The 25,296-nt window shown below is 58.2% G+C and carries 25 protein-coding genes and 1 pseudogene; 19 read left to right on the top strand and 7 right to left on the bottom strand.

Annotated elements, in window-relative coordinates:
• Nucleotides 1-33: 33 nt before the first annotated feature.
• The 3 genes from lpoB to V5B39_RS09135 all read right to left on the bottom strand — a co-directional run bounded on the left by lpoB (nt 34) and on the right by V5B39_RS09135 (nt 3,759).
• On the bottom strand, nt 34-654 hold the full coding sequence (lpoB, locus tag V5B39_RS09145; RefSeq protein WP_332342585.1) for a penicillin-binding protein activator LpoB: 621 nt from the start codon (nt 652-654) through the stop codon (nt 34-36).
• Between the two features lie 242 nt (nt 655-896).
• Nucleotides 897-2,279 carry a DUF1425 domain-containing protein gene (locus tag V5B39_RS09140; protein WP_332342584.1) on the bottom strand — a complete coding sequence of 461 codons (1,383 nt, stop codon included), beginning with the start codon at nt 2,277-2,279 and terminating at the stop codon, nt 897-899.
• A 19-nt stretch (nt 2,280-2,298) separates the two neighbouring features.
• On the bottom strand, nt 2,299-3,759 hold the full coding sequence (locus V5B39_RS09135; protein WP_332342583.1) for a COG3014 family protein: 1,461 nt from the start codon (nt 3,757-3,759) through the stop codon (nt 2,299-2,301).
• Nucleotides 3,760-4,137: 378 nt separating this feature from the next.
• Between V5B39_RS09135 and nirB the strand changes: the two genes are divergently transcribed.
• The 9 genes from nirB to V5B39_RS09090 all read left to right on the top strand — a co-directional run bounded on the left by nirB (nt 4,138) and on the right by V5B39_RS09090 (nt 14,014).
• Nucleotides 4,138-6,567 (top strand): nitrite reductase large subunit NirB, encoded by a 2,430-nt coding sequence (nirB, locus tag V5B39_RS09130; protein ID WP_332342582.1) that lies wholly within the window; start codon nt 4,138-4,140, stop codon nt 6,565-6,567.
• 17 nt (nt 6,568-6,584) lie between these two features.
• Nucleotides 6,585-6,893, top strand: a complete 309-nt coding sequence (nirD, locus tag V5B39_RS09125; protein ID WP_332342581.1) for a nitrite reductase small subunit NirD — start codon at nt 6,585-6,587, stop codon at nt 6,891-6,893.
• A 23-nt stretch (nt 6,894-6,916) separates the two neighbouring features.
• Entirely contained in the window at nt 6,917-8,128 is a 1,212-nt protein-coding gene (locus V5B39_RS09120) for a nitrate/nitrite transporter (protein WP_332342580.1), read from the top strand.
• Nucleotides 8,129-8,203: 75 nt separating this feature from the next.
• Nucleotides 8,204-9,886, top strand: coding sequence for a bifunctional protein-serine/threonine kinase/phosphatase (locus V5B39_RS09115; RefSeq protein WP_332342579.1), 1,683 nt, complete (start codon nt 8,204-8,206; stop codon nt 9,884-9,886).
• Between the two features lie 267 nt (nt 9,887-10,153).
• Nucleotides 10,154-11,689, top strand: coding sequence for a DUF4384 domain-containing protein (locus V5B39_RS09110; RefSeq protein ID WP_332342578.1), 1,536 nt, complete (start codon nt 10,154-10,156; stop codon nt 11,687-11,689).
• 14 nt (nt 11,690-11,703) lie between these two features.
• Complete coding sequence (locus V5B39_RS09105) at nt 11,704-12,288, top strand: hypothetical protein (protein WP_332342577.1); 585 nt, start codon at nt 11,704-11,706, stop codon at nt 12,286-12,288.
• Nucleotides 12,289-12,357: 69 nt separating this feature from the next.
• Nucleotides 12,358-12,669: a hypothetical protein gene (locus V5B39_RS09100; protein WP_332342576.1), complete on the top strand. Its 312-nt coding sequence runs from the start codon at nt 12,358-12,360 to the stop codon at nt 12,667-12,669.
• A complete protein-coding gene (locus V5B39_RS09095; RefSeq protein ID WP_332342575.1) occupies nt 12,647-13,000 on the top strand; it encodes a hypothetical protein in 354 nt (117 codons plus the stop codon). The genes V5B39_RS09100 and V5B39_RS09095 overlap by 23 nt, the downstream gene beginning before the upstream one ends.
• Before the next feature lie 123 nt (nt 13,001-13,123).
• Nucleotides 13,124-14,014, top strand: a complete 891-nt coding sequence (locus tag V5B39_RS09090; RefSeq protein WP_332342574.1) for a hypothetical protein — start codon at nt 13,124-13,126, stop codon at nt 14,012-14,014.
• On the opposite strand, the gene V5B39_RS09085 is transcribed toward V5B39_RS09090, so the two are convergent.
• Entirely contained in the window at nt 14,011-14,388 is a 378-nt protein-coding gene (locus V5B39_RS09085; RefSeq protein WP_332342573.1) for a hypothetical protein, read from the bottom strand. The genes V5B39_RS09090 and V5B39_RS09085 overlap by 4 nt on opposite strands.
• On the opposite strand from V5B39_RS09085, the gene V5B39_RS09080 reads away from it, so the two are divergent.
• The 4 genes from V5B39_RS09080 to V5B39_RS09065 are packed head-to-tail and all read left to right on the top strand — an operon-like array spanning nt 14,387 to nt 16,010.
• Nucleotides 14,387-14,644, top strand: a complete 258-nt coding sequence (locus tag V5B39_RS09080; protein WP_332342572.1) for a hypothetical protein — start codon at nt 14,387-14,389, stop codon at nt 14,642-14,644. The genes V5B39_RS09085 and V5B39_RS09080 overlap by 2 nt on opposite strands.
• A gap of 7 nt (nt 14,645-14,651) precedes the next feature.
• Nucleotides 14,652-15,257 carry an OmpA family protein gene (locus V5B39_RS09075; protein ID WP_332342571.1) on the top strand — a complete coding sequence of 202 codons (606 nt, stop codon included), beginning with the start codon at nt 14,652-14,654 and terminating at the stop codon, nt 15,255-15,257.
• Between the two features lie 40 nt (nt 15,258-15,297).
• Nucleotides 15,298-15,612: a hypothetical protein gene (locus tag V5B39_RS09070; protein WP_034930171.1), complete on the top strand. Its 315-nt coding sequence runs from the start codon at nt 15,298-15,300 to the stop codon at nt 15,610-15,612.
• A gap of 56 nt (nt 15,613-15,668) precedes the next feature.
• Complete coding sequence (locus V5B39_RS09065; protein WP_034930173.1) at nt 15,669-16,010, top strand: hypothetical protein; 342 nt, start codon at nt 15,669-15,671, stop codon at nt 16,008-16,010.
• 110 nt (nt 16,011-16,120) lie between these two features.
• Here V5B39_RS09065 and V5B39_RS09060 read toward each other — a convergent pair whose 3' ends face one another.
• Entirely contained in the window at nt 16,121-18,109 is a 1,989-nt protein-coding gene (locus tag V5B39_RS09060) for a hypothetical protein (RefSeq protein WP_332342570.1), read from the bottom strand.
• 431 nt (nt 18,110-18,540) lie between these two features.
• On the opposite strand from V5B39_RS09060, the pseudogene V5B39_RS09055 reads away from it, so the two are divergent.
• The 3 genes and pseudogenes from V5B39_RS09055 to V5B39_RS09045 form a co-directional block, all read left to right on the top strand.
• Nucleotides 18,541-18,960, top strand: a pseudogene (locus V5B39_RS09055) (YkgJ family cysteine cluster protein); the annotation flags it as partial.
• A 93-nt stretch (nt 18,961-19,053) separates the two neighbouring features.
• On the top strand, nt 19,054-19,188 hold the full coding sequence (locus V5B39_RS09050; RefSeq protein ID WP_332342596.1) for a hypothetical protein: 135 nt from the start codon (nt 19,054-19,056) through the stop codon (nt 19,186-19,188).
• Between the two features lie 180 nt (nt 19,189-19,368).
• The gene (locus V5B39_RS09045; protein ID WP_332342569.1) at nt 19,369-20,259 is read left to right on the top strand and encodes a DMT family transporter; all 891 of its coding nucleotides are present in this window, start codon (nt 19,369-19,371) and stop codon (nt 20,257-20,259) included.
• Nucleotides 20,260-20,320: 61 nt separating this feature from the next.
• Here the strand turns inward: V5B39_RS09045 and V5B39_RS09040 are convergent, their stop codons facing one another.
• Entirely contained in the window at nt 20,321-21,958 is a 1,638-nt protein-coding gene (locus V5B39_RS09040) for a methyl-accepting chemotaxis protein (protein ID WP_332342568.1), read from the bottom strand.
• A 64-nt stretch (nt 21,959-22,022) separates the two neighbouring features.
• Nucleotides 22,023-22,487, bottom strand: coding sequence for a cache domain-containing protein (locus tag V5B39_RS09035; RefSeq protein ID WP_332342567.1), 465 nt, complete (start codon nt 22,485-22,487; stop codon nt 22,023-22,025).
• Between the two features lie 359 nt (nt 22,488-22,846).
• Here V5B39_RS09035 and V5B39_RS09030 point away from each other — a divergent pair, with 359 nt between their 5' ends.
• From V5B39_RS09030 to V5B39_RS09020, 3 genes are all read left to right on the top strand, one after another.
• Nucleotides 22,847-23,329, top strand: a complete 483-nt coding sequence (locus tag V5B39_RS09030) for a DUF456 domain-containing protein (RefSeq protein ID WP_332342566.1) — start codon at nt 22,847-22,849, stop codon at nt 23,327-23,329.
• A gap of 218 nt (nt 23,330-23,547) precedes the next feature.
• Nucleotides 23,548-24,474, top strand: a complete 927-nt coding sequence (rocF, locus tag V5B39_RS09025; RefSeq protein ID WP_332342565.1) for an arginase — start codon at nt 23,548-23,550, stop codon at nt 24,472-24,474.
• Nucleotides 24,475-24,527: 53 nt separating this feature from the next.
• Complete coding sequence (locus V5B39_RS09020) at nt 24,528-25,262, top strand: hypothetical protein (protein ID WP_332342564.1); 735 nt, start codon at nt 24,528-24,530, stop codon at nt 25,260-25,262.
• Nucleotides 25,263-25,296 lie beyond the last annotated feature (34 nt).

Below are 25,296 nucleotides of genomic sequence, written 5' to 3'. Positions count from 1 at the left end.
CAGGTTCTCCTGGGGCCTTGACTGGGTGAGCGACTAGCGTCTGGCTGACTTGCGGATGTCCTTCTCGTCGGACCATTCGACGATGCCGGTTTCGATCTCGACCAGACGCAGGTTCATTTTGTAGTAAACGTCCTTGATGTCTACGTTCTTCTTCACGATCGACGAAATGCTGCCGTCGATACGGAATTTGGCACCCTGCATTCTGCCCATCTTGACCGACTTGCCCTTGTCGTAGAGACCGCTCTGGTTCTGCCGGCGCAGTTCATCGACCTGGTTCTGCATGTCCTCGCCCTCAATGGCGTAGCGGACCCCGCTTTTCTGCAATTGCGTCAGGATAGTGTCGGTGATCAGACGGGTGTCGAAGTATTCGCTGGTCTTGTTCTTCACTGGCGAGGCCATCAGCAACTGGCGCTTGCGGATCAGGTCCTGGATCAACGGGTGCTGAATCAGCGATTGGGTCATTTTTTCCGAGATCATCTGAATGTCGGTCGACCCAAGGTCGGTAGTCACCGTTTCGACGGCCTTGGCGTCGCCGTAGCTGACATTGCCGCCACCGACTGTCGGTGAAGAAATCGTCGTACAGCCGGCCAGGGCCAGCACCAGTGTGCTGGCAAGCAGGGTGAAGCGGATTTCGGACTTGAATTGACCTTGCATTGCATTACCTCCTGATGGCGATGTAGGCGACCGGCGATCGGTCGTGTTGTGAAATGGGGTGGTAGGGTGGGGATGCCCGGCCGGCTGGCGATGCAAGTCGTGTCAGCGACTCATGCCCCGCCTCCTTCCCGTAAGCGGGAGAGGACCGGGTGCGGGAAACGGTCATGACTTTCATGATCGGCGGCGCCTGGGAAAGCCATGGCCGTGGGGCAGAAGCACTGACCGCTGTCGGCTACCACGACTTAGTTGCTGATGTTATTCGGACTTTGCAGGATGAGTCGGAAATCGGTTGCCTTGAAGGTCGGTCCGACTACATTGATCAGTTGCTTCTGTTGGCCATAGACCAGCAGCGGTTTCCAGGGCTCATCGTCCCAGACGGAGAAGCCGTCGCGATCGAGCCACTTGAAGCGATAGTAGAGCTGCTGGTTGCTGGAGCCGGTGTTGGTGATCTCGACCTGGATGCGCAGCAGGTTGTCGCGCCGGGTGGCGCGCAGGTCGCTCACCGTGAGGGAAACCATCTTGCCCAGTTCCTCGATCTTGCTGGCGATGCTCGGCGCAGTTTCCGGTGCGGGTCGCGGCTGGCTGAGCGCCAGTTGGGTCGGCGCTGGTGCCGCAGTCGGGGAGTCGCCACCGCGGGTTCCTGTCGAGTTGGTGGCGCCCAAGCGCCGCTTGGCAAGTGCGGAAAATTGTCCGTCCGGATACTTGCTGAGGTAATCGCTAAAATCTTCCGGCGCGTTGCTGTTCTTGATGCTGTCCCAGAATGCCAGTTCGACTGCTTTCGGGTCGACCGTCTGCACCACCGTCGTCGGACTACCCGGTGTCGGTGCCGTTGCCGGGCCGGCGACGAAATAGAAGTCGCCGTCGGTCTGTTCGTAGAGTGCCGGCTGCTGGTCGTGACCGACCGACTTCGCCTTCTGGGTGACTTTGCTGCGCACCTTGCGCATGGCGTCGGTAGCGCTGATTCCCGGCTGCGTGATCGATGGCAGAAACTCACGGGTGAACAGGCCGTTCGGGTTGTTGTCGTTGTCGCCCAGCTTGTCGAGCGCCTGCTGGTTGGCGCCCGCCGAATAGAGAACGACCTGACCGTTGGGCGCCTGTGGTGGCGCCAGACCACGCGTGGCGCCGATCGAGCGCGTGCCGGCTTTCTTCGGCAGGGGATTGTCGCGGCAGGCGTCGAGAACGAGCAGGGTGAACTTGGCCTTGGCGTCGGCGATCTTGTCCTGGATCGCCAGTACGCTCACCGCCTGGTCGGCGAGGTCGTTTTCGCTGCGCGGGGAATCCATGTCGACCGGCACCAGGAAGTTCTGGTTGTTGACCTGCAAGCCATGTCCGGCGAAGAAGAAAATTCCGATCCCGCCGCCGGAGATCTTTTGCACGAACTCGTTGACCGCCAGGTTCATCTTCTTCTGGCCGACGTTGTTGTAGGCCGTCACTTCGAAGCCGATCTTCTTGAGTTCGCGAGCCACGGAATTGGCATCGTTGACCGCCTTCTCCAGTTTGGTGATGTTCTGATAGTCATTGTTGCCGATCACCAGCGCGACACGCCGTTCAGCCGCAGCCAGCGCGTTGCTGGCGGCAGCGAGAGCGAAAATCAGGCTGACCACGATAAGGGAGAGGCGTCTCATGAGAATCTCCTGCAGGATATTACTGGGTTGCCGCCGCCTTGGCCGGCTTCCCGCGAACGCCACGCGCCTGGGGACGGGCATCGGGCGCGCTACTGACCGCCTGAGCGCTTTCGATGGCGACGTTCGGCTGCCCGACATAGACGGCACCACCGGTGAGTCGAATGGGAACGATGGTGAAACGGCTGCCGATGTTGACTTCGGTGCGATAAGCGCCGGCGCCGGTCTGGAACTCGACCGTTTGTCGACCGTGTGGCAAGATCGCGCGCGCTACCGAAATGCGCTCGGGCAGCGTGCGCCAACTGCGGTCGTCGGCCTGCTCGGTGGCCACGGAGGCCACGCCGACTGCGAGTCCGAGGATCGGCGACGCCTTGTTCGCCTGATCTTCGGCGACGGCTTTTAGCGCAGCACGGATGACTGTGCGCAGAATGATCGCCGGCATCTGATCCTTGAGCAGCCGACGCGCCATGGTATCGATGTTGCTCAGCGTCTCGACCGGCAACTGGCGGCCGGCAACCGTCAATACCGGGGGAACGAAACCGCGGTTCTCCGTCTTGAGGGTCGGGAACGAGAGTGCCGTGACGACCAGTCCATTCTTGCGTGGCACCGGGATCGGGAGGGTGATCGACTTCCACGACGGCGCGAATCCCGATTCGACGACGAAGAGCACGTCCGACTCGCGCGGCCCGGGTTTGCGCTTGCCGACGTTTTTCAGGCTACCCTGGATGAGCAGCTTGTTCGGTGAAAGTTGCAGCGCATTGCGGTAGCCCGGCTCGGCCAGCGAAGGCTCGCCGGTAACTTCGAAGAAGTAGCCGGCAAGGTAGTGCGCGAAGGCATTCTGGTAGCCGTTCTTCAAATCGCGGACTTCCGGTGTGTCGAGTTCGGCGAGCGGATAGTCCTTGAGACGCTTGGGATCGTTATCGACCTTGAGCTTGTCTCCCTCTTCCTTGAGCTTGTCGTATTCCTTCTCGCGGAAAGATTTGATCAACTGCTCGCGCTCGTAGGTTTTCTTCATTTCGATACGCGCCAGATCGGCGTTGCCGAGGAGGATATGGTCGAGGGTAAGTAGCGCCGACAGCATGACCTTCTCGTAGTCCTGACCGTCGTAGCGACGCGTCTTGTCGCTGATCAGGTAGCTACCGATGTCACCGAACAGTTTTTGTGGATTGGTGCGGTATTCCTCTTCCCATTGCTGAATGATGGCATCGGCCTGGAGCCAGGTGTCGCGACTGCCGGCATAGTCCTTGTCGAGGTTGAGCAGCTCGCCCTTTTCGAAGTAGTAGAGAATGTCCTTGTCCTGGGTCAGCGGGCCGGCAGTATTGTTCTTCTCGACCTGTTCGATCGCCTGCTTGACGGCGCCGGTCTTCACCAGGTTGACGGTTTCCTTGAGCTCGGAGTCATATTGCCGTATCGGATTGGCGGCGCAGCCGGCCAGCAGCGTTACCAGCAGCGTCAGCACTGCCGCGGCATAGACTCGATTCATTGATTTCCTCCCGGTTTTTTCAATGGCTGCCGGCTGTGCCGACAAGCCGGACAGCATATCCGACCATACAGATCAACCCAAAAACATTTTAACCGGATATGTCGTGCGCGGACGTGAAAAAAGTGACCTTTTGGTGGCCACCCGAAGCGTGCACCGTGGCCCACACCCTGCCACCCCGAATGCTCGCCGATGGCCCCTGCCGCATGTCGGCGACCATATTACCGCACCAGAATGCAGCAGCATGCCCTGAAATTGTGCGTCGCATCATCGGCGGTGGCGCAAGAGTTTATCAAAAGGCATGAAAAATCAGCGCGGAAGATGCGGGCACGGTTATTGCTTGATGTTGGTCATCAAGACGCATCAATGGGAGCCGTGAAGATGGGCAAGAAAAATCTGGTGATGGTCGGCAACGGGATGGCTGGCGTACGCACGCTTGATGAATTGCTGAAGATCGCCCCCGATCAGTACGATATCACTGTCTTTGGTGCCGAGCCGCACCCCAACTACAACCGCATTCTGCTCTCGCCGGTGCTGGCCGGCGAAATGACGATCCAGGACATCATTCTCAACGATCACCATTGGTACGCTGAGCACGGCATCAAATTGCACCTCGGCAAGAAAGTGAGCAGGATTGACCGAGTGCTGCGCCGGGTGATCGCCGAAGACGGTACCGAAGCGCCGTATGACCGACTGCTGCTGGCGACCGGTTCGAACCCGTTCATCCTGCCGGTGCCCGGCAATGATCTGCCAGGGGTCATTTCCTATCGCGACATCGGCGACACCGACGCGATGATCGACGCCGCGCGCCGCTACCGACATGCGGTGGTGATCGGTGGCGGACTGCTCGGTCTTGAAGCAGCCAACGGACTCAAACTGCGAGGGATGAACGTGACGGTGGTCCATCTCGCCGACTGGCTGCTCGAACGCCAGCTCGACCAGACCGCCGGCCGGATGCTGCAAAAATCGCTCGAAGATCGCGGCCTGAAGTTTCTGCTGGGCAAACAGACCGAAATGTTGATCGCCGGCGAGAGCGGGCGCGTCGCCGCCATCCGCCTCAAGGATGGTCTGCAGATCCCTGCCGATCTGGTGGTGATGGCTGTGGGCATTCGCCCGAATACGACGCTGGCCGAATCGGCGGGCATCTACTGCCACCGCGGTATCGTGGTCAACGACACCATGCAGACCTACGACCCGAAAGTCTACGCCGTCGGCGAATGTGTTGCACACCGCGGGATCGCGTACGGACTCGTCGCGCCGCTTTTCGAGCAGGGCAAGGTCGCCGCCAACCATCTCGGCAATTACGGGATCAGCCGCTACACCGGGTCAGTGACCTCGACCAAACTCAAGGTCACCGGCATCGACCTGTTCTCGGCCGGGGACTTTTTTGGCGGTCACGATAGCGAGGAAATCGTTCTCAATGATGCGGCCGGTGGTGTTTACAAGAAACTGGTGATCAAGGATAACAAACTGGTGGGTGGTGTTCTCTATGGAGACACCGCCGATGGTCCCTGGTACTTCCAGTTGCTGCGCGACGGTCAGGACATCCATGAGATTCGCGATCATCTGCTATTCGGACAGTCACATGTCGGCGATGTCGGCCATCAGGGCCACAGCAAAGCGGCATCCATGGCCGACAGCGCCGAAGTATGCGGTTGCAACGGGGTCAGCAAGGGCAGCATCGTCAAGGCGATCAAGGAAAAGGGGCTGTTCACGCTCGATGACATCAAGAAACACACCAAGGCCGCATCGTCCTGCGGCTCCTGTGCCGGCCTCTGCGAACAGATCCTCTCGGCGACGATCGGCGGAGCCTATACGCCGGCGGCTTCGAACCGCAAGGCGGTCTGCGGCTGCACCGATTACTCGCATCAGGAAGTGCGCGACGCGATTCGTGCGCAGCACCTGCTGAGCATCGATGAGGTCATGCGTTTCCTCGAATGGCAGACGCCCGACGGCTGCGACAAGTGCCGTCCGGCGCTGAACTACTACCTGATCTCGACCTGGCCGAAAGAGGCCAAGGACGATCCACGTTCACGCCTGATCAACGAACGTGCGCATGCCAACATCCAGAAGAACGGAACTTTTTCGGTGGTGCCGCGGATGTGGGGAGGGTTGACCACAGCGGCCGAGTTGCGCCGCATCGCTGATGTCGCCGACAAGTACCAGGTACCGACGATCAAGGTCACCGGCGGCCAGCGCATCGACCTGCTCGGGATCAGGAAGGAAGACCTGATCAGCGTCTGGAAGGATCTCGACATGCCCTCAGGGCACGCCTACGGCAAATCGATTCGTACCGTCAAGACCTGTGTTGGTCTGGAGCACTGCCGCTTCGGTACGCAACTGGCGATGGCCATGGGCGTCAAGCTCGAGAAGATGCTGTTCGACATGTACGCACCGCACAAGGTCAAGCTCGCAGTTTCAGGGTGTCCGCGCAACTGTGCCGAGGCGGGCATCAAGGACGTCGGCGTGATCGGCGTCGACTCGGGCTACGAACTGTACGTTGGCGGCAACGGCGGGATCAAGACCGAGGTTGCCCAGTTCTTCGTCAAGGTCAGGAGTGATGAAGAGGTGATGGAGTACGCCGGCGCCTTCCTGCAGCTCTACCGCGAAGAAGGTTTCTACCTCGAACGAACTTGCCATTACCTTGAACGTGTCGGCCTCGACCATGCCAAGCAGCGCGTCGTCGAGGATGAAGAGAACCGCAAGGCGCTGTACGGGCGCCTGCTGGCCGAGCTGAAGGACGCCAAGGATCCCTGGGCCGAGCGTATCGCCGGCGTTGAGCACAACGAGTATGAACTGCTTTCGGTATGAAGGATTGGAGAACAGAAATGGCTGAATGGAAATCGATCTGTGAGCTTCACGAAATCCCGCGCATGGGCAGCCGCGTGGTGCGCTCGACCAGCGGGAATATTGCCATCTTCCGCACTTCGGGTGGTGAGGTGTTCGCATTGCGCGATCAGTGCCCGCACAAGGGCGGGCCGTTGTCGCAGGGACTCGTGCATGGCAATCAGGTGACCTGCCCGCTGCACGGCTGGAAACTGCGCCTCGATACTGGCGAAGCGGTGGCGCCCGACGAAGGCTGCTCACGTCGTTACCCTGTCCGTATCGACAGCGGAACGGTTTTTCTGCAAATCTGATCTGAACTGAAGGGATAAAAAGCATGGACAAGACATTCTGGAAGGCGGGACATCGGCCGACTCTGCTGGCGGCTTTTCTCTATTTCGACCTGGCCTTCATGGTCTGGGTCATGCTCGGACCTCTAGGCGTGCAGATCGCCAAGGATCTCGGCCTGACGCACGCACAGAAAGGGATGATGGTCGCCACTCCGGTTCTCGCCGGTGCCATCCTGCGGATTTTCATGGGCATCCTCGTCGACCACCTGAAACCGAAACTGGCCGGTGCCATCGGCCAGGTGATCGTCATCGTTGCACTGTTCTTCGCTTGGTACTTCGGCATCCACAGCTACGAACAGACGCTGATCCTCGGCGTGTTCCTCGGTGTCGCCGGTGCCTCTTTCGCGGTCGCGCTGCCGCTTGCTTCACGCTGGTACCCGCCCGAGCATCAGGGAACGGCACTCGGGATTGCCGGTGCCGGCAACTCGGGAACGGCGCTTGCGGCGCTGATCGCACCGAGCCTGGCGATCGCTTTTGGCTGGAGCAACGTTTTCGGTCTGGCGCTAATCCCGCTGGTTCTGGTCTTCATCTTCTATCTGGTCGCCGCCAAGGACGCGCCCGAGTGCCCGGCGCCGAAATCTCTGGCCGAATACCTGAAAGTGCTCAAGGATACCGACGCTTGGTGGTTCATGTTCTTCTACTCGGTGACCTTCGGTGGTTTTGTCGGCCTCGCCTCGTCGCTGACCATCTACTTCAATATCCAGTATGGCCTCGACGCCAAGACCGCCGGCTTCTTCACTGCCGCCTGCGTATTTGCCGGATCACTGGTGCGACCGATTGGCGGCAACGTCGCTGACCGCATCGGCGGCATCAAGAGCCTGTCGGTGATGTACGTACTGGCCGCGGCCTTCCTTGGCGTTGTCAGTATGGGCCTGCCGACGGCGTGGATGGCGCTGCTCGCTTTTGTCGGCGCGATGCTGGCGCTCGGCATGGGCAACGGCGCCGTTTTCCAGTTGGTGCCGCAGCGCTTCCGCAAGGAAATTGGCGTCATGACCGGTCTGGTCGGCATGGCCGGGGGTATCGGCGGCTTCTACCTGGCATCGTCGCTCGGTTACGCCAAGCAGATCACCGGCAGCTATCAGATCGGCTTCCTGATCTTTGCCGCACTGGCGCTATTGGCTTTCGCCGGCCTCTCGGGGGTCAAGAACCGCTGGCGGACGACTTGGGGTGCCGCACACCTGACGGCAGCCAAAATCTGAACCGGTGGTTTTCTTCGCACGGGCGGCACGGTACATTGCGACCTGCCGCCCTTTCCTTTCCGGAGCCAAGCCCGCATGCCGCTGACTGTCGACGTTGGTCATTCCTCGCTGACCGGTCCTCGCGAACGTAACGAGGACTTCTGCGGCATGGTCACCCCGCACGGCGCAGATCTTGAGAACAAAGGCTTGATCGCCGCCGTCGCCGATGGCATCGGCGGCCACAAGGGCGGGCGCGAGGCTGCCGAGTACACCGTGCGTGGCCTGCTCTCTGACTATTACGCGACACCCGAGACCTGGAGCGTGCCGCGTGCGCTGGAAAAGGTCGTCGTCCCGCTTAACCGTTGGGTGATGGCCGAAGCTGGCCGGCAGCCCGAACTCGCCGGCATGGCGACGACACTCACCACTCTGGTGCTGCGCGGCCGGCGTTACGTGTGCGCACATGTCGGCGATTCGCGCCTCTACCTGCTGCGCGATGGCGTCTGCCGGCGCTTGACAACCGACCACGTTTGGGAACACCCGGAACTCAGGAACGTTCTATCAAGGGCTGTTGGCCTCGACCGCCACTTCCATCTCGATTTCGCTGACGGTGAACTGCAGGTGGGAGATTGCTTCTTGCTTTGCTCCGACGGCGTCTGGGGCGTTCTCGACAAGCAGCGTATCTGTGGCGTACTGATCGCACATCCCGATGCGCAGCAGGCTGCCGCATCGCTCACCAGCCTGGCGCTGGCGTCGGGTAGCCAGGATAATGCCAGTGCTGTGGTCTTGCGCGTCGCCGAGCTGCCGGCGGAAAACCTACGTGACTCGCTCGAAGGTACGTCGCGCCTCCCCTTACCGCCTCGCTTCAAGCCTGGCCAGACCTTCGATGGTCTGCGCATCGACGAAGTGCTGCACGACTCGCGAGCAACGCTGCTTTACCGTGTCACCGACCAGTTCTCCGGCCAACCTCTGGTGCTCAAGACGCTGCGTCCGGAACTCGCCGATGACGCCGAGGAAATTCGAGCATTGATCATGGAGGAATGGCGTGCCCGGCGTATCGTCTCACCTTTCTTCCCGCAACTGCTCCCGGCTGAACGACGCAGTTGCCTTTACTACCTGCAGACTTGGCACGAGGGTGCGACGCTGCAGCGGATGCTTGACGCCGACATGCATTTTACCGTTGCGGATGCCGTTCTGCACGGCATCCGTCTGATGAAGGGCCTCTCGGCGCTGCACCGCCTCGACGTCGCCCACCGTGACATCAAGCCAGCAAACATTCACCTCGGGCGTGACGGCCGCCTGCGCATTCTCGATCTCGGCGTTGCGCTCAGTTTGTCCGAAGACGAAATCGACAGCGGCAACCCTGGCACACCGAGCTACATGGCGCCGGAACTCTTTTCGGGTGGAAGGGCAAGCACCACGCATGACCTCTATGCCGCCGGTGTCGTGCTCTACCATCTGCTGACCCGCAAATATCCCTACGGTGAGGTCGAACCTTTCCAGCATCCGAAATTTGGCGAACCCTTGGCTCCGACGCGCTACCGTCCGGACATCCCGGGCTGGCTGGAGAACATTCTGCTCAAGGCGGTTGCGAAAGACCCGGTACAGCGTTTCGAAACCGCTGAAGAATTCCTGCTGGCGCTTGAACGCGGCGCCACCCGACCGCTCAACCGACCTCCCGTGACGCCGCTGGCTCTACGCAACCCGCTGCTCACTTGGCGGATCATTGCCAGCGTCTCGATGTTCGCCAATCTGCTGATGCTGATGCTGCTGACACGCTGAGTACGCTTGCCATGCGCCGCTGTGGCTGGCGACAGCAGTCGATCGACTCCCCTGGGTAGCGGGGATAGCCAGTTTTCGAAGACTGTTTGCCGATCGCGGAAGACCCGTTTGGGTCGCTCTGACACGAGCGAACCGTGAAATATTTCCTTGTTAGGCAGGCCTCTCTTGGTTAGAGTATGTTATTGGACGCAATCTTTGTCGATTGCGCTGAACGATCGATTTCATCAAGAAAGTTTAACTATGTCGAAACTGATCCCTGGTTTAACGATGCTTCCTCTGGCACTGCTCTGCAACCTTGCTTCGGCGCAGGACGTGCTCGGCAAATCGCAAGACCCGGCGGCAACCGTTTCCAACGCTGCCGCTCCAAAGACCCCGGCCATCAAGACGGTGACCAATTTTTCCCAGGCCTTGCGATGCATGGATGAATTGTTCCTCGCCTACGGCAAGAACGGCATCGTCGTGACATCGACCGGCATTCCGGATGAGACCGGCAAGGTGCGCACAGGCACCAAGGAAATGCTGATTACCGCCATCGCCAAAATGACAGTCAAGAGCAACGCTTTTGAGTTTATCGACTTCCATGGCGGCGGTGACGATCTGGCACGACTTTTCGACACCAAAGGTCAGTCCTTGATGAAAATTCCGGATTACTACATCCGGGGCTCGATCACCCAGATGGATGACAACACCATCCGCAAGAACAGTGGCTTCGGTCTGGCGGCAGCTTTCTTCGATTTTGGTTTCTCTTCCGATGCCTCCTATGACTTGATCAGCATGGACATGAGTATCGGTGATGCGGCCACCCGGAAGATTCTTCCGCAAACCAGCACTTCCAATACGATGGTCATCATCAAGACCGGCAAGTCCGGTGAAGCGGGAGGCAAACTGGGCAAGGTTGGCCTCTCGTTCAACCTCGACTTCAGTCGCTCGGAAGGACTGGGTGCAACGACGCGGACCCTGCTTGAACTCGGCCTGATCGAGACGCTGGGTCAATTCACCCAGGTGCCTTACTGGCGTTGCCTGGATGCGGACATCACCAATCCGGTGATTCGTGAGCAGGCGCTGGAAACCTACGAAACGCTGAAAGAAAACGAAAGAATCACTTTTGTTCAGCGCAAGCTGGGCGGCAGCATGAACCGCTACAGTGGCCCGATCGACGGCAAGATGAATGACACGCTGAAGGACGCCATTCTTGAATACCAGGCACAAAACAATCTGGTGGCGGATGGGCGAATCAGCTTCGATCTCTACGCCAGCCTGCTCGATGACATCCAGAACAATCTGGCTTATGTACCCAGCACACCACCGGCCAAGGCTGCGCCTGTCCGGCCGACTCCTGCACCTGCGCCGGCAGCACTTCCGCCGCAGCAGGCTGTCCCCGCCGCTGCATTCCGGGTGAATATCGAAAGCGACAAAGGTTCCAGGCCAAGCTACAAGGTTGGCGAGTTCCTGAACATGTCACTATCCTTGACGGGCGATGGCACCGTGTATTGTTACTACGAAGATATCAATCGTTCCGTGGCACGGATTTTCCCCAACCAGTTCTTTGGCAATCCGACCTTGCGCTCTGGCAGCACCGTCAGGCTTCCCAGTGGCGGTTTCAGGATTCGCTTCGATCAACCTGGCAAGGAGCGGGTTGCCTGTATCGGTGCAGATCGCGAACTGGTCGTCCCGGGTACCCTGAAAGGTGCCCGTGATCTGGCTCCCTTGCCTGTTCGCTCGCTTGATGAAGTGGTGAGCCAGTACCGTCAAGGCAACCCGACTGCCATGAGCAGTTACATCGACATCACGGTTACCCGGTAATCGACGAGATCGCCATGTCCTCCCTGGTTAACCGACTTCTCCTGAACAGCGCATTGATCCTCCCAATCCTGGTACCCATGGCCATGGCGGCAGAGATCCGGGCGGAGAAGACCTGGCTGTTGGCAGAATTGATCATTGGGCCGGAGAAGACCCCTTCGAAATCGACTTCGCAATCGCAGCGTGAGAAGGCGGTGCGGTATCAGGGCGAGGCACCGGCAAATCCGGAGGACGAGGGAGTCGGGATTCTTGCTCCTCGTGGTGGCTCACCAACAGAAGAGAAAGCATTCGAGAACCGCAGCAAGGCCAGGGCATATCAATCGGGCAGTGACAATCCTTCGCCCCCATCATCCTCTTCCGGGGTTGCTGGTTCCGATGGCGGTCAACTGCGCCATACTGAGCAACGCAATCGCGCACGTGCCTATACGGGGACAGGCAATGCCCAAGACATTGATTTGAGCCATGTCGGTCGGGATGGTATTCCGCTGGTGACTTGCCATGATGTCGACAATGTTTCCGGGAGAATCGGGGACGACACCATGTCCGGTAGCATCGTGCACATCTTTCGCAATGGGCAGCAAGTCAAAGTTCGTTGTCGATGAATTTTCTTGTCAACCGAACACTCACCGGCTGCGTTATGCGATTAATAGATGTGAAATATGGAGACATTAATGAAATGGTGGGCTGGACTAACTCTTGCCATTCTCGGTGTGGCAATGGTTGCGCAAGCGCAAGTATCTGTTGACGTTTCCGGACTTGGCGTGAAAGTTCAGACAGGAAAGGGTGGTTCGGTTGCCAGCAACACGGCGGGAACCATTGACCAGGATGTACAGATGGACGGTGTTGCCGTGATCAACGGGGATGTGTTTGTGGATGGGGAAAAGGTTCCCAAGGGAAAATCACCCTATACCTCCAGGAAATCGGGCAAGACCTACGTTATCAAGTGGGGAAAAGATGGCAATGTCGCAGTTCATGAGAAATAGCCTCCTGGGTATTTTTACCATGGGCTTGCTGGTATCTTCAGCACAGGCGGTAATTATCATTGATTATAATTCCGTCGATTATAATGCTGTGATGCCGCTGCCGGGTGGATTAACGTCACGCTACGTTCCCCTGGCACAAACAGAGCCGGGCTACCTCATGCAGAGAAGCAACGCCTGGCGTGTTTACAACCAGGATCGTCCACGGACAGGCGCTTTGCTGGTTTATCCGTGGGTATCGGGTTCGATCGGTGCGCCAACCTCGTTGCGACAGGTTGAGGTTCGTAACAATATATCACGTGCACAGGCGTATCGCCTCAGCCCCCGTGAATAGGGTTTCCGATAAATCGATAGTTGCCGATAGTTGACATGCACCAGAGCTACGCTACGACAATCATGCCAAAGTTTTTGGTGCTGCGCGGGACAGGTTCTCGAACGATCCGAATGGGATAGACAAGTGAAATCTGGATTTGACACCACTGCCGGATGCATCAGGAAACTGGTCGGAGCCAGCGTGCTCATGGCCATGCTGCAATCGGCCTGGGCGCTGGATGCCGTGCAAGGCGATTTTGCCCAGGTTCTCGAGACCCGCAGTGGAGAACTGACGGTCTGGCAGATGTCTGATAACCCGGACATTTACATATTCGATTTTCCAGGTTTGACCTTTCAGGGACGCAGTTTCAACCGCATTACCCAATTTACTGAGCAACAGACCACCGAGGCCTATCCCAAGGTGCTCGGCAATCAGGAACTGGCTCGCTATGTTGAAGCCGCACGCCGCACACAGGCCGACTTTGCTTTTGGTCATGATGTGCTGATCTCCGAACTGGTGCAGTTCTTTAACTATTCATTACGTGACAAAATCGAACTTAACCCTGAAGAAATTGCGATTCGCGAGTTCCTGATTGAACAGGGTCTGGCGCGTTTTTGGCGGGGTTTTTACCAGGCCATGAAACCGGGTGTTGTCGTGCTTGCCATACCGCAGACCCAGGACCGGAAAGTGGGTGAACCTATGGTTTCACCAGGTGCACGCTATGCGATTCTGTTACACGAACTTGCCCACGGCGAGTATTATACAAACCCGCATTACGCCAAGTATTGTCAGCGTTTCTGGCACGAAACATTGACGGAATCCCAGAGGGAACTCTTCAAGCGGTTTCTCACGAACTTCAATTATGCGGTTAATCACGAGGAACTCCTGATCAACGAAATGCAGGCATATCTGATGTTCACTCCGGATCCCAAATCATTCAGTGCCCGCAAGCTTGGTGTTTCAGATGCGGAATTGCAGTCGATGCGAGAGGCATTTCGTCGGGGGAGTCCGCCCATCCGATTGCCCATGCGCTAATTAGGAGGCATGAAATGAAAATGCTGGGTTTGACCAACATACTTGCTTTGACAACTTTGATCATTTGCGCCGGTTTGTCTTTCGCGCAGACCAATCAGCGGACCAAAGTTCAGGGCAATACCGAAATCAATGCAACCACAAAAAACATGACTGCGGTTGCCTCTGGAGACAACAACGTTGCCAAGAATCGGGTTGGTGTGATTCAGGGTGACCAGAAGTCCAGCACCAAAGTGAATGTTGCTGCCGGCAACGTGACGACGGTTGCCATTGGGCGAAACAGAAAAGCTTGTACCAATATTGGAGGAGTGGTCAGTGATGATTGCAAATAAGCTACTGATGAGTCTTGCCATCGCCTCTTCGATGACTTTCAGCATGCTCGATGCCTATGCTGTTCAGGGTCTGGACGCGCATGGAAACCAGAAAGTCAATAGTGCGATGGCTAAACGCTGGTCCGAACAGGCCAAAGGCCAGAAGACACCGACTGATGAGAAGCAGGTCGTCAACGTCGGCAGCAAGAAGCAAGGCACCTGTAATGTCAATGTCGGAACGACACAACCCAACGATAACCGGGGCGGTCGCAAAAACGACATTGTTGTAACAACCAAAGAAGTCATCAACGTTTGCAAGTGAGATCACAATGAATAACAACATTTCCAGGGTATTGATCGGCTTGATGTTGCTCTCCGGCGTGGGGGTAGCTCAGGCTGCTTCTGATGAAGAGAAACTCAGGGAGCTCGAGCGCGCGATGAACATGCCTTCCGAAACCGGCATGCCACAAAAGCGTACCCGCGCAATCGTTTTTGACAATCAACAGCCATCCACGCCAGCGGCCGAACCCGCCGCCGCTCAAGTTGCTTCGACAGCAGGCTCGCGGGATTGCGGCTCGTTGCCTCCTGATGTGCGTACGGTGGGGGTGGATTTCGCCATCCAGTTCAATGCGGGCAGTGCAACGGTTTCTGCCGCTTCTGAAGGCACCTTGAACCAGATCGCCAAAGTCCTGGCGTTGTCGCCGGATCGCTGCGTCATCGTTGAAGGACACACCGACGTGGCTGGTAATTTTGACAAGAACATGGCGCTGTCTCGCGATCGCGCCAATGCGGTGGTGAATTTCATCGCCACCCGAAACGGAATCGATCGGAAGCGCTTTGTGCCAGTCGGCAAGGGCTCGACCGAAACGATGCCGAACCTCGACGCGCGTGATCCGAAAAATCGTCGCGTCGTATTCAAGGTAGTAACTGGTTGATTCTTTCGCGGTACTTTTTTTACTGAATAAGGAGACTCACATGCGTCTGATTTCTATGATGATTGCTGCTGCCATCGTTGCTTCCCCGGCTTTCGCTCAACAAACCCAGCGTTCCAGCAACCCGCAGGGTGTGCAGATCCAGGGCAATACCGACATCAAGGCTAAAAACGAGAACGTGACGGCGGTCGCTGTCGGTGAAGGCAATGAAGCCAAGAATACGACCGGCGCCATCAAGGGGGGTACCCAGATTCAAGGGAACACCAAGATCCAGGCTTCACAGAAAAATGCAACTGCCGTCGCAGTGGGCAAGAACAATACCGCTGCCAACGAAGCTGGCGTCATTGGCGGCAAGTAATCCGCCACCCGACCCATAAGTTCATCGTTTAAATTTCCATAATGGAGGAAACAAACATGCGTACTCAATTCGCTATCATCGCCCTGGCTTCTGCTGTCATCTCTACCGCTGCTTTCGGCCAGGCCTCCCAGACTGGCCCGAAGGGCAGCATGTCCTCACCGAATGCCCAGGGCGTTCAGATTCAGGGCAATACCGACATCAAGGCTAAAAACGAGAATGTAACAGCGGTTGCTGTCGGCGAAGGTAACACCGCCAAGAACACGACCGGTGCCATCAAAGGCGGCACCCAGATTCAGGGCAACACCAAAATCCAGGCATCGCAAAAGAACGCGACCGCCGTTGCAGTGGGCAAAAACAACACCGCTGCCAATGAAGCTGGCGTTATCGGCGGCAAGTAATCAACTGGCACCTGGTCTTTATACGGCCACCCAGTTAGCAAGAAGGATGGCTGGACGGGATATCTCCGTCCAGCCATTTTTTTCGGCGGGAATTGCCTCGGGTTGGTATCTTATGGTTTTGCCCCGATGTCAGGCTTGGGCGCAAAGGTCATTTTCCCCTGGGCCGTCCGTTGGTCATTGCTGAAGATTCCTTCCCAGAAATCGCCATCAGGGAACGTGAGTTTTCCCGGTCCTTCCTTGACGCCCTTTTTCCAGGAACCTTCGTAGCGGTAGCCATCCTTGGTCGTGTAACTGCCTTGGCCGTGGAATTCACCGTCCAGTATTTCGCCTTCGTACACGTCCCCGTTGTCGAAAATCGTTTTTCCCTTGCCGTTCTGTTTGTTGGACTCCCAATTGCCTTCGTAACGGAAACTTCCAGGGGCGATGAAAACACCATAACCCTGCTTGACGCCGTTCACAAGCTGCCCCTCAAAGCGGTGTCCGTTCTGCCACTCGATGACCCCCTTGCCACTGGGTAGCCCACTGGGTTGGGCAAAGCGAAAGTCGCCGATGTAGGTCGTATCGCCGACCTGCACACGCTTGCCCAGGTCGGCGGTTGGCTGTATGGCTGGTGCAGTATGCGCCACGGGTGCAGGTGCAACGGGTGCGGTGGCAGTCACGTAAGATCGACTGGAGTCAGGAGCAGAGGGAACAAGGTGGCCAGAGGGAATCGTTTTGTCGGGTAGCAAGCCAGATGCGATGTCCTTGGCATGGCGCGGTTGTCCGACATAGACCGCGTTCCCGGTGATGCGGATCGGCACAATCGTAAAGCGACCGGAAAGATCGGCTTCAGTGCGGTATAGGCCAGCCGGCGTCTGGAATTCGATGACTTGCCGGCCCTGCGGGAGCATGGCTCGCGCGATTGAAATCCGTTCTGGCAGGGTACGCCAGTTGCGGTCGTCGGCTTGTTCGGTACTTGCCGATACGACATTGGCGACCAGCCCGGCGACCCAGTGCGCCTTGTTGGCCTGTTCCTGGACGAGCGATTTGAGTCCAGCCCGGATGACCGTACGCAGGATGATTCCTGGCATTTGATCCTTGAGCAGACGCCGCGCCATGGTGTCGATATTGGTCAGAGTCTCGACCGGATATCGGCCTCCGGCGACTGCTAGCGAGGAGGGTACTGGCACCTGTTCCGAAACCTTGAGCAGCGGGAAAGAGAGTGGAGTGATGACCACTCCTCCCTTGCGCATGATGGGGATCGAAATATTCAACGAGTCGATGCGCGGTGCAAATCCGGTCTCCAAAACGAATAGTACGTCGGTCTCGCCAGGACCAGGCACGTGTTTGCCAATATCATTGAGGGCAGTCTGGATCATGGTTTTGCCAGGCGCCAGTTGCAGCGCGTTACGGTAACCCGGCTCGGCGAGCGAGGGCTCGTCGGTAACCTCAAAAAAATAGCCGGCCAGATAGTGCGCAAAGGCATTCTGGAAACCGTTCTTCAGCTCGCGAACTTCCGGGGTGTCGAGCTCCTGCATCGGATAGCTTTCAAGATTGCTGATCTGACCGGCATCCTGCTTGTTCGACTCAGCCTTGAGCGCGTCGTATTCCTTCTCACGGAAAGCCTCGATCAGTTTTTCGCGTTCATAGGTTTTCTTCATCTCGATGCGGGCATGGTCGAAATTGCCGAGCATGATGTGGTTCATGGTCAAGCGCGTCGACAGCAGTACCTTTTCGTAGTCCTGCCCATCGTAACGACGGGTTTTGTCGCTGATCAGAAAACTGCCAATGTCACCAAATATCTTCGATGGATTGCTACGGAATTCGTTTTCCCACGCTTGAATGATTTCGTCGCCTTTCATCCAGGTTTCGCGACTGCTGGTGAAGTTGCTGCCGAGACTCAGCAGCTCCCCTTTTTCGAAAAAGTAGAGAATGTCCTTGTCGTTGCCCTCATTGACGTTCTCGATCTTTGCCACAGCCTGCTTGAGTTCGCCGGTTTTTACCAGTGTGACGGTTTCGTTAAGCGCATCGGCGTATTGACGAAAGAGGCCCGCGACGCCGGTCGAAGGGAGTCCAAGCATCAGCAACAGCAATGCACAAGTATAGGAAATCGGCTTCACGGTCATCTCCCCGATGGTGCTTGTAATTATGTCTCTGAGGTGATGGGACGGTCATATCCCGGTGACGGCCCCAGAGGTCGCGCCTTGAAATAAGCCAGGCACTACCATAGTATAAGCCATGGCCTGCTGCGATCCGAATACAGCAGCATTTGCAGTGGTAACGGTCGGCTCTCTTCCAGGTTCCCTTGGTCAAGGGTGTGAATGAAAGCGTTGGGAGCTACCAACAGGCTTCCCTCCCTCTCGCGGGGGAGCAATGGGACCCCCGGGATCTTGCTTCGCAAGTGTGGAGAATGAACTTTTCTTTCTTGCTGCTACATGGGTCTCATCGTCGGCACGCTTGGGCCTGTTCCACGCGCGTGGTGTTTCGGAGGCGTTGGCGGTGAGTTGATTTGACAAGCCTCCTCCTGATAACAAACCTCACAAGACACTCAATGGGCATGCTTACTGAGGAAGAAAGAAATGCGCTTCTGAAGTCTGTTCAGCGAGTTCGTCACGTGGCTGTCCTCGCCCTTCGTCAGCTTCCGAACTCGTCCCATGCCATTGCATTTGTGGCCAACCTGCATCGGAGTGTAGACAGGGTTGCCATGTGCGCTGCAAAGGCCGGGTCAACTCCGGAGTGCAAGGCTGGGTGTGCCTATTGCTGCCGCGTTCGCGTGGAAGCGACAGAGCCTGAAATCCTTCGCATATCGCGAACGCTCGGCGTATTTCCCCCCATGCAGCTCGCTGCGTTGGTCGACAGGCTGCGCGCGCACCTCGCTCAGGCCGGCGCTGTGCAGGACCAGGAGAGGCAAGACTGTCCTTTTCTTGTGAACAAGCTCTGTTCGATCTATGAAGTCAGGCCGGCAACTTGTCGAAAGGCACACTCCCTCTTGGCTCGAAAATGTGAGATTTTTGCCCTTGAGTTGCCTCAAAATCTCGACCTTCTTCTACAATCGGAGGCGCTGATGCTCGGCACTGCAGAAGCCTACCGCGAGCTTAACTTGCCAGCTTCGCCGCACGAACTCGTGGCCGCCGTCCTGACGGCGCTGACCGAGCCAAGCGCCGAGGCATGCTGGTACAACGGGCAGTCCTTGTTCTAAAAAACAATCACACTAACGGCCATGACCTTTCCAGTTTGGCGTCAGCACCCCCCGCTGCCGGTCGATGTGGCCACCCGCCCGGCCAGCATCGCGGCGGCCAGGCGGCTTTCAGCTTGAACACATGCGGCCGCTCGATCTCGCTCTGGCGTTTCTGGTCGCCATCCGGGGACTTGCGATTCAATGCGACTGCGTGATTTCGGTGATCTGATTCTGTTGGCCGCGCTCTGGGGAGGTTCCTTTCTCTTCATGCGCTACGCTGCGCCGGCCTTCGGGCCACTGGCGCTGATCTGGCTGCGCGTTGCGATTGCTGCGCTGTTTCTAGTGCCCCTGTTGTTGCTGCGTCAGCAGGGCAGGGCGCTGCGCGAGCACGCGCAGGGCATCGCGGTGATGGGCCTGTTCGGCTCGGCCCTACCGTTCGTGCTGATTGCCTGGGCAATGTTGTCGATCACCGCCGGACTGGCCTCGATTCTCAATGCCACGGTGCCGATCTTCACCGCACTGATCGGCGCCCTCTGGTTTCGCGAGCAACTCGGTGCCTGGCGCACGGCCGGTCTGGTTGTCGGTTTTGCCGGCGTCCTGCTGCTCGCTGCCGGTCAGGCCGATTTCAAGCCCGGCGGCAGCGGCTGGGCAATCGTCGCGATGTTGCTGGCAACGCTTTCCTATGGCCTGGCCGCCAACCTGACCCGGCAGTTGCTCGGTGGCGTTCCCGCTCTGGTTAGTGCGGCTGGATCGCAACTTGTCGCCGCCATCATCCTGCTGCCTTTCGCGCTCTGGTTCTGGCCGAGCGTACCGCCCGGCGGCATGGCGTGGGCGGCAGCGACGGTTCTTGGTCTGGGCTGTACGGCGCTTGCCTTCCTGCTGTTCTTTCGCCTGATTGCCAACATCGGCGCTTCACGTGCCGTGACCGTGACTTTTCTGATCCCGCTCTTCGGGGTTCTCTGGGGCAGTGTTTTCCTTGGCGAAAGACTCGACGCCAGCATGCTTTTGGGTGGAGTCGTCGTCGTGCTGGGTACCGCGCTGGCCACTGGAGTGCTGCGCCGGTCGTATCGAGACGCCAGCGGATCATCGTAACGACGACAGCACGGCCAGTGCTTGCTATTCCTCCGGGAGGAGAGACTCATTCGATCAGCCATCAGGCATGGAAAATCCCTACTGCCTTTTGCAGATTGCCGGCATGGATTTCGAGTTCCTCGGTGGTTGTCGATGCCTGATTGAGCGCTGCATTGTTTTCCTCCACCATGCGAACGATTTCGTCGAGGTTTCGCGCAATGTCGGCACTCGCAGCGCTCTGTTCGTGTACGGCATGGGCGATTTCGTCAATTCCGCGACTGGCATCGGAAACCGATTGGTGTGCAGAATCGATGAGGCGTTCAAGTTCCTGCAAGTGAGAGTCACTGTGGCTCAGCGAACTGGTCCCTTCGCTCAGTGAAACTTCCACCACGACCGCCTGCTGCTCCAGGGTTCTGGTGACACCATCAATACTATTGGCTGCCGCAGCAGAACGCTCAGCGAGTTTCCTCACCTCGTCCGCGACCACCGCAAAGCCTCTTCCCTGTTCACCTGCGCGCGCCGCCTCGATGGCTGCATTGAGTGCGAGTAGATTGGTCTGATCCGCCAGTTCCTTGACCTGCTGGGTCAGGTTGGCGATCGAACGCGTGCTCTGGACAAATTCCCCGACCGAGGAATTGATGGCGACGAATGCCTGGCGAACATTCGCAACTTCCTGCTGCAGACGATTCAGCGATGCGTTGCCGGCCTGTGTGTTGTCAAGGCTCTGACGTGAGGTCTCCTTGACATTCTGCGCGTTGTCAGCAATCGAGGACACACTGACCGCCATCTGTTCCATGGTTGCAGCAACCGCTGACGCCGCGTCTGCCTGACGTGTCGAACCGTTGGTCACAGTATGCGAACTGGCCGAGAGTTTCTGCGACGCATTTGACACCGCATTCGCTTCGCCGAGCACCTGGCGCACCGCTTTTTGAAAGCTGTCGATCAGTTCGTTGAAGGCCAGTGCGGTCTGGGCGATTTCGTCGCGGCCAGCGGCCTGTACCCGGCGCGTCAAATCCCCACCCTGGAGATTGATCGCTGCAGACTTGATCTGCCCGACTGTGGCGACGATCCGTGCCCGTACAATGAAGCTGACCCAGAGGGCAAGCACGATCGACAACACCAGCAAGCTGATTAGCAGTTTGATCACCCATTCCGAAGTCGCACGGGCTTGTTCGTAGGCCTCATTGCTCAAGCGCTGCTCCAGAGCGAGTAGCGCCGTCATCTGCGTGCTAAGCGCGACAAACTCCTTCTCTACCACCGAGATCATCGTTGCGCCCATGCTGTAATCAGTCAGAGAGACATCGACGACATCTATCGCTGCCTTGCGATAGACGCCCAGCTGTTTGGCCACCTTGTCGATGATCTCCTTCTCTTCCGCCGTGAGCGAACCAGCCTTGCCGATTTCCCCGATCTGGGTGCCGATCACACTCAATGCGATTTCCAGTGCCTTGCTCATTTCCTTCAGGCGATCAGCCGGAAAGTTTGCCGCTGCCGCAGAGAGGAGTTGGTAGCTGGCGGCGAAAGTTTCCTGGGATTTGGCGGCGCTTTCGGATGCCAGCTTGAAATTCTGAAAGCGTACCTGGAAGATATTGCTCAAGGCACTTTGCTGCAGCGTCAGGGCGTAATAGGAACTTGCTGCCAGCAGCAACAGCAAGCTCAATATGGTCATTGGTGCCAGCAACAGCTTGGCACCAATACTCAATCGATCCAGGAAATTCATGTCGACCTCCGCTATCGCTCGAATCGCAGCACGGGTCTGCGATTCGAGATTTCAGACCAGTCTGCTATTTGTAGATGCCGACGCCAAGAAAACCGTCGGACCCCGGTAGCGCAATGACGAAGCTGGATTTGGGTTCGGTCTTTTTCGTCTGCGGATTGGTGAATAGATAGTCGACCCAGCCATTACCCTTGGCCTTTGCCAGATCCGACATTTCCTTGATGAACAATTTGCCGTTGGCGTCCTTCATCTCAATCAGACTCTTGCCGACCAGCGCCTTGTTGCCACCGTGGGCTAGCACGGTTCCATCGGTTTTTACGGCGAAGACATAGAGATCCTTGTCCACCCATTTCGGATCCCTGTTCGAAAACTCTTCAAACGCCTTTTCGGCACCCGCTGATTTCACATATGCAACCGCCTTTTCCGCAAGTCCCTTGGCTTCCGCGGCCGTACCATGGGTTTGGGCGAAGGCAAGACCGATGAACAACATTTGGGCAATCAGAAACAGGGCCATCTTTCTCAGGTAGTACATTCTTTTTCTCCTATTTGTCATGTCGATATCTTGTCACCCGCTGTTGCTATGCCTGCCAATCGGAGGTGACCACGGCTAAGTTTCTTCGCATGCCGGAGCGTGCCGAATAACTATACAATAGGTGCCCGGATATTTTGTTAACGCTCGAATAGCCACTTTGGAAAAGTGATTGACTGCTGCAATCCACTTGAAAACCATGGGTCTGCCAGAGATTTGGGTGGTCATTGTCGCTTTGAGCACGACTACCACGGTCATTCGGTCGTGGCGCAAGGAGGCGTGTACCGTCGACGCCGACGATCGCCCGTGACGACGATCTCGCGCAACGGCCGGCAAGGCCCGAGCCGTACCGGCGTCATGCGATGACCGAGGTGCTCTGGTTCCTTGCTTTTGCCGCCATGCTGCTCGGCCTGCTCGGCGTCTTTCTGCCGCTGCTGCCCGGCGTGCCGCTGCTCTTCGCCGGCATGCTGCTGGCCGCCTGGCTTGACGATTTCGTGCGCGTCAGTGTGCCGACGCTGGTGGTACTGGCGGTGCTGGGTCTTGCCGCCTGGCTGTTCGAAACTCTCGCGTCGGTTTGGGGCGTCAAGCGGGCAGGCGCCAGCGGTCTGGCGATCGCTGGCGCTGGCGTCGGTGCCATTCTCGGCATTTTTGCCGGGCTGCCGGGGCTGATTCTTGGTCCGATCGTCGGCGCCGTCTGCGGCGAGTACCTCGCACGCCGCGACCACGGCACTGCGACGCGCGCCGGCATTGCCGCCGGTGTCGGTTTTCTCGTCGCCATGGTCGCCAAGCTGGCGACCGCCGTAACGATGCTGGCTGTCTTCATCTTCGCATGGTTCGTCGAATGAAACCGGTTTCCCTCGTGAGAGGCCATCATGGACGTTGCTCAAACGCAGGAGAGAAGCGATGGCCGGGTATGAGGTGAGCGTGGAACAGGCCGGCGAAACGGGTCGAAGCGGTGCTGAACAAAAGTGCTGCCAAGTCCCAAGGCTGTTGGTGTCAGTGGCCGATTTTCCGTTCCACAAGTATGCCGAAGTCCTGTGTTCGCCTTGTAAGGAGCAAGCGGATGGGGGTTAAGCTGCCGGTGAGCATCCTCGGCGTTCCAACCGACGTCGGTGCGGGAACGCGCGGGGCCAGCATGGGGCCGGAGGCGCTGCGTGTTGCGGGTATCGTCAAGGCCATTGGCCAGTTTGGTTCGGCGGTCAAGGACTGCGGAAACCTGCGTGGGCCGACCAATCCCGACCTGCCCGCGGTCAATGGTTTCCGCCATATGTCCGAAGTCGTGGCGTGGAACCGTAGCCTGCACGATGCGGTGTATGTCGAACTGAAAGGCGGGAACCTGCCGATCATTCTCGGCGGCGACCACTGCCTTGCCATCGGTTCGATCAGTGCCGTGGCACGTCGTTGTCGCGAGACTGGAAACAAGCTGCGCGTGTTGTGGTTCGACGCACACGCCGATTTCAATACCGCCACGATGACGCCAAGTGGCAACATTCATGGCATGCCGGTGGCTTGCCTGTGCGGGCATGGTCCGTCCCCATTGACCGAAATTGGCGGCCATGTACCGGCCATTTCGCCGCAGGAAATTCGCCAGATCGGCATCCGCAGTGTCGATGCAGGGGAAAAGCGCTTCCTCGCCGAAATCGGCATCGAAGTGTTCGACATGCGCTATGTCGACGAAGTCGGCATGCGCAGAACCATGGAGCAAGCATTGACCGGCATCTGTTCGGGAACGCACCTGCACGTCAGCCTCGATGTCGATTTCCTCGATCCGGAAATCGCGCCTGGGGTGGGGACCACGGTGCGTGGTGGTCCGACCTATCGCGAGGCGCAACTATGCATGGAAATGGTCGCAGATACCGGACGGCTGTGCTCGCTCGACATCGTCGAACTCAACCCGGCGCTCGACCGGCGGAACATGACCGCAGAGCTGGCGGTGGACCTCGTGGAGAGCCTGTTCGGCAAGAGCACCTTGATGCGCATGCATCAGTAGGGAGGGCGCGCGAACCGGCGGGGATTACCCGGCGAGGCGCCATCGGCCTCGAAATGGCGCCCGAATTCGGGCCTGGTTGGCAACAGATCATCAACGTGCCGGATCTCGAAGCCGCAGTAATCATCATGACTGCCATAACGCAAACCCCGCAGTGTGGCGATCGCGGCGGCCTTGGCTGCGACCCCGCGCAACTTTCCGGCCTGCGCCTGCGGCTGGAAATCAGTCAAGGATTCGCGCGCCGGTCGCGGCTGGCTCGACGGATCATGACCGCAGCGCTGCTCGCCCTCCCGTCCATGGCAGCGGCTTGCACGCCACATATCGAGGAAGGACCTGGGGGAAAGACCGCGTCATTCCGTCCACATACGGACGCCTTCATGCACTGCGAGGTGGCCGAGTCGAGCTATCGGGAAGTAATCAGCAACTGGTTGTCGACGCGGTCGGCGAGCGCGCCCCCGCTCCGCGGCCTGTATCTCGGGCGAGCGCTTACCTTCCCCTGGATCTCGCACCACCTTGCCGAGGCGGCACTGCGCGATCCACAATGGGATGCCCGCCGGGGCAAGGCACGCTCGGGTGGGCCGAACCAGTGGGTATCGGCGACGCTGTCGGGGCCGACCTTCCTGGCGCGCATCGCCACACCCTTTGCCGGCACGCCTTACACCCCAGTCGGAATTTCGGTCGAGAAGGTCCTCGTCGGCAGAGCGCAGGAGGTGGCACCGGAGCTGAACGCCGGCAAACAACTGCTGCCATTCGATGCACAGCTCTGGCTCAACGTCGACGTAAGCCGATGACGCTTGGAGTCATTTTCTGCGACCGGGTGTGCAC

The sequence above is a fragment of the Accumulibacter sp. genome, assembly GCF_036625275.1.
Taxonomy (GTDB): domain Bacteria; phylum Pseudomonadota; class Gammaproteobacteria; order Burkholderiales; family Rhodocyclaceae; genus Accumulibacter.
The sequence above is the reverse complement of the archived record's forward strand: the minus strand, read 5'-3'. Positions and strand labels throughout refer to the sequence as shown.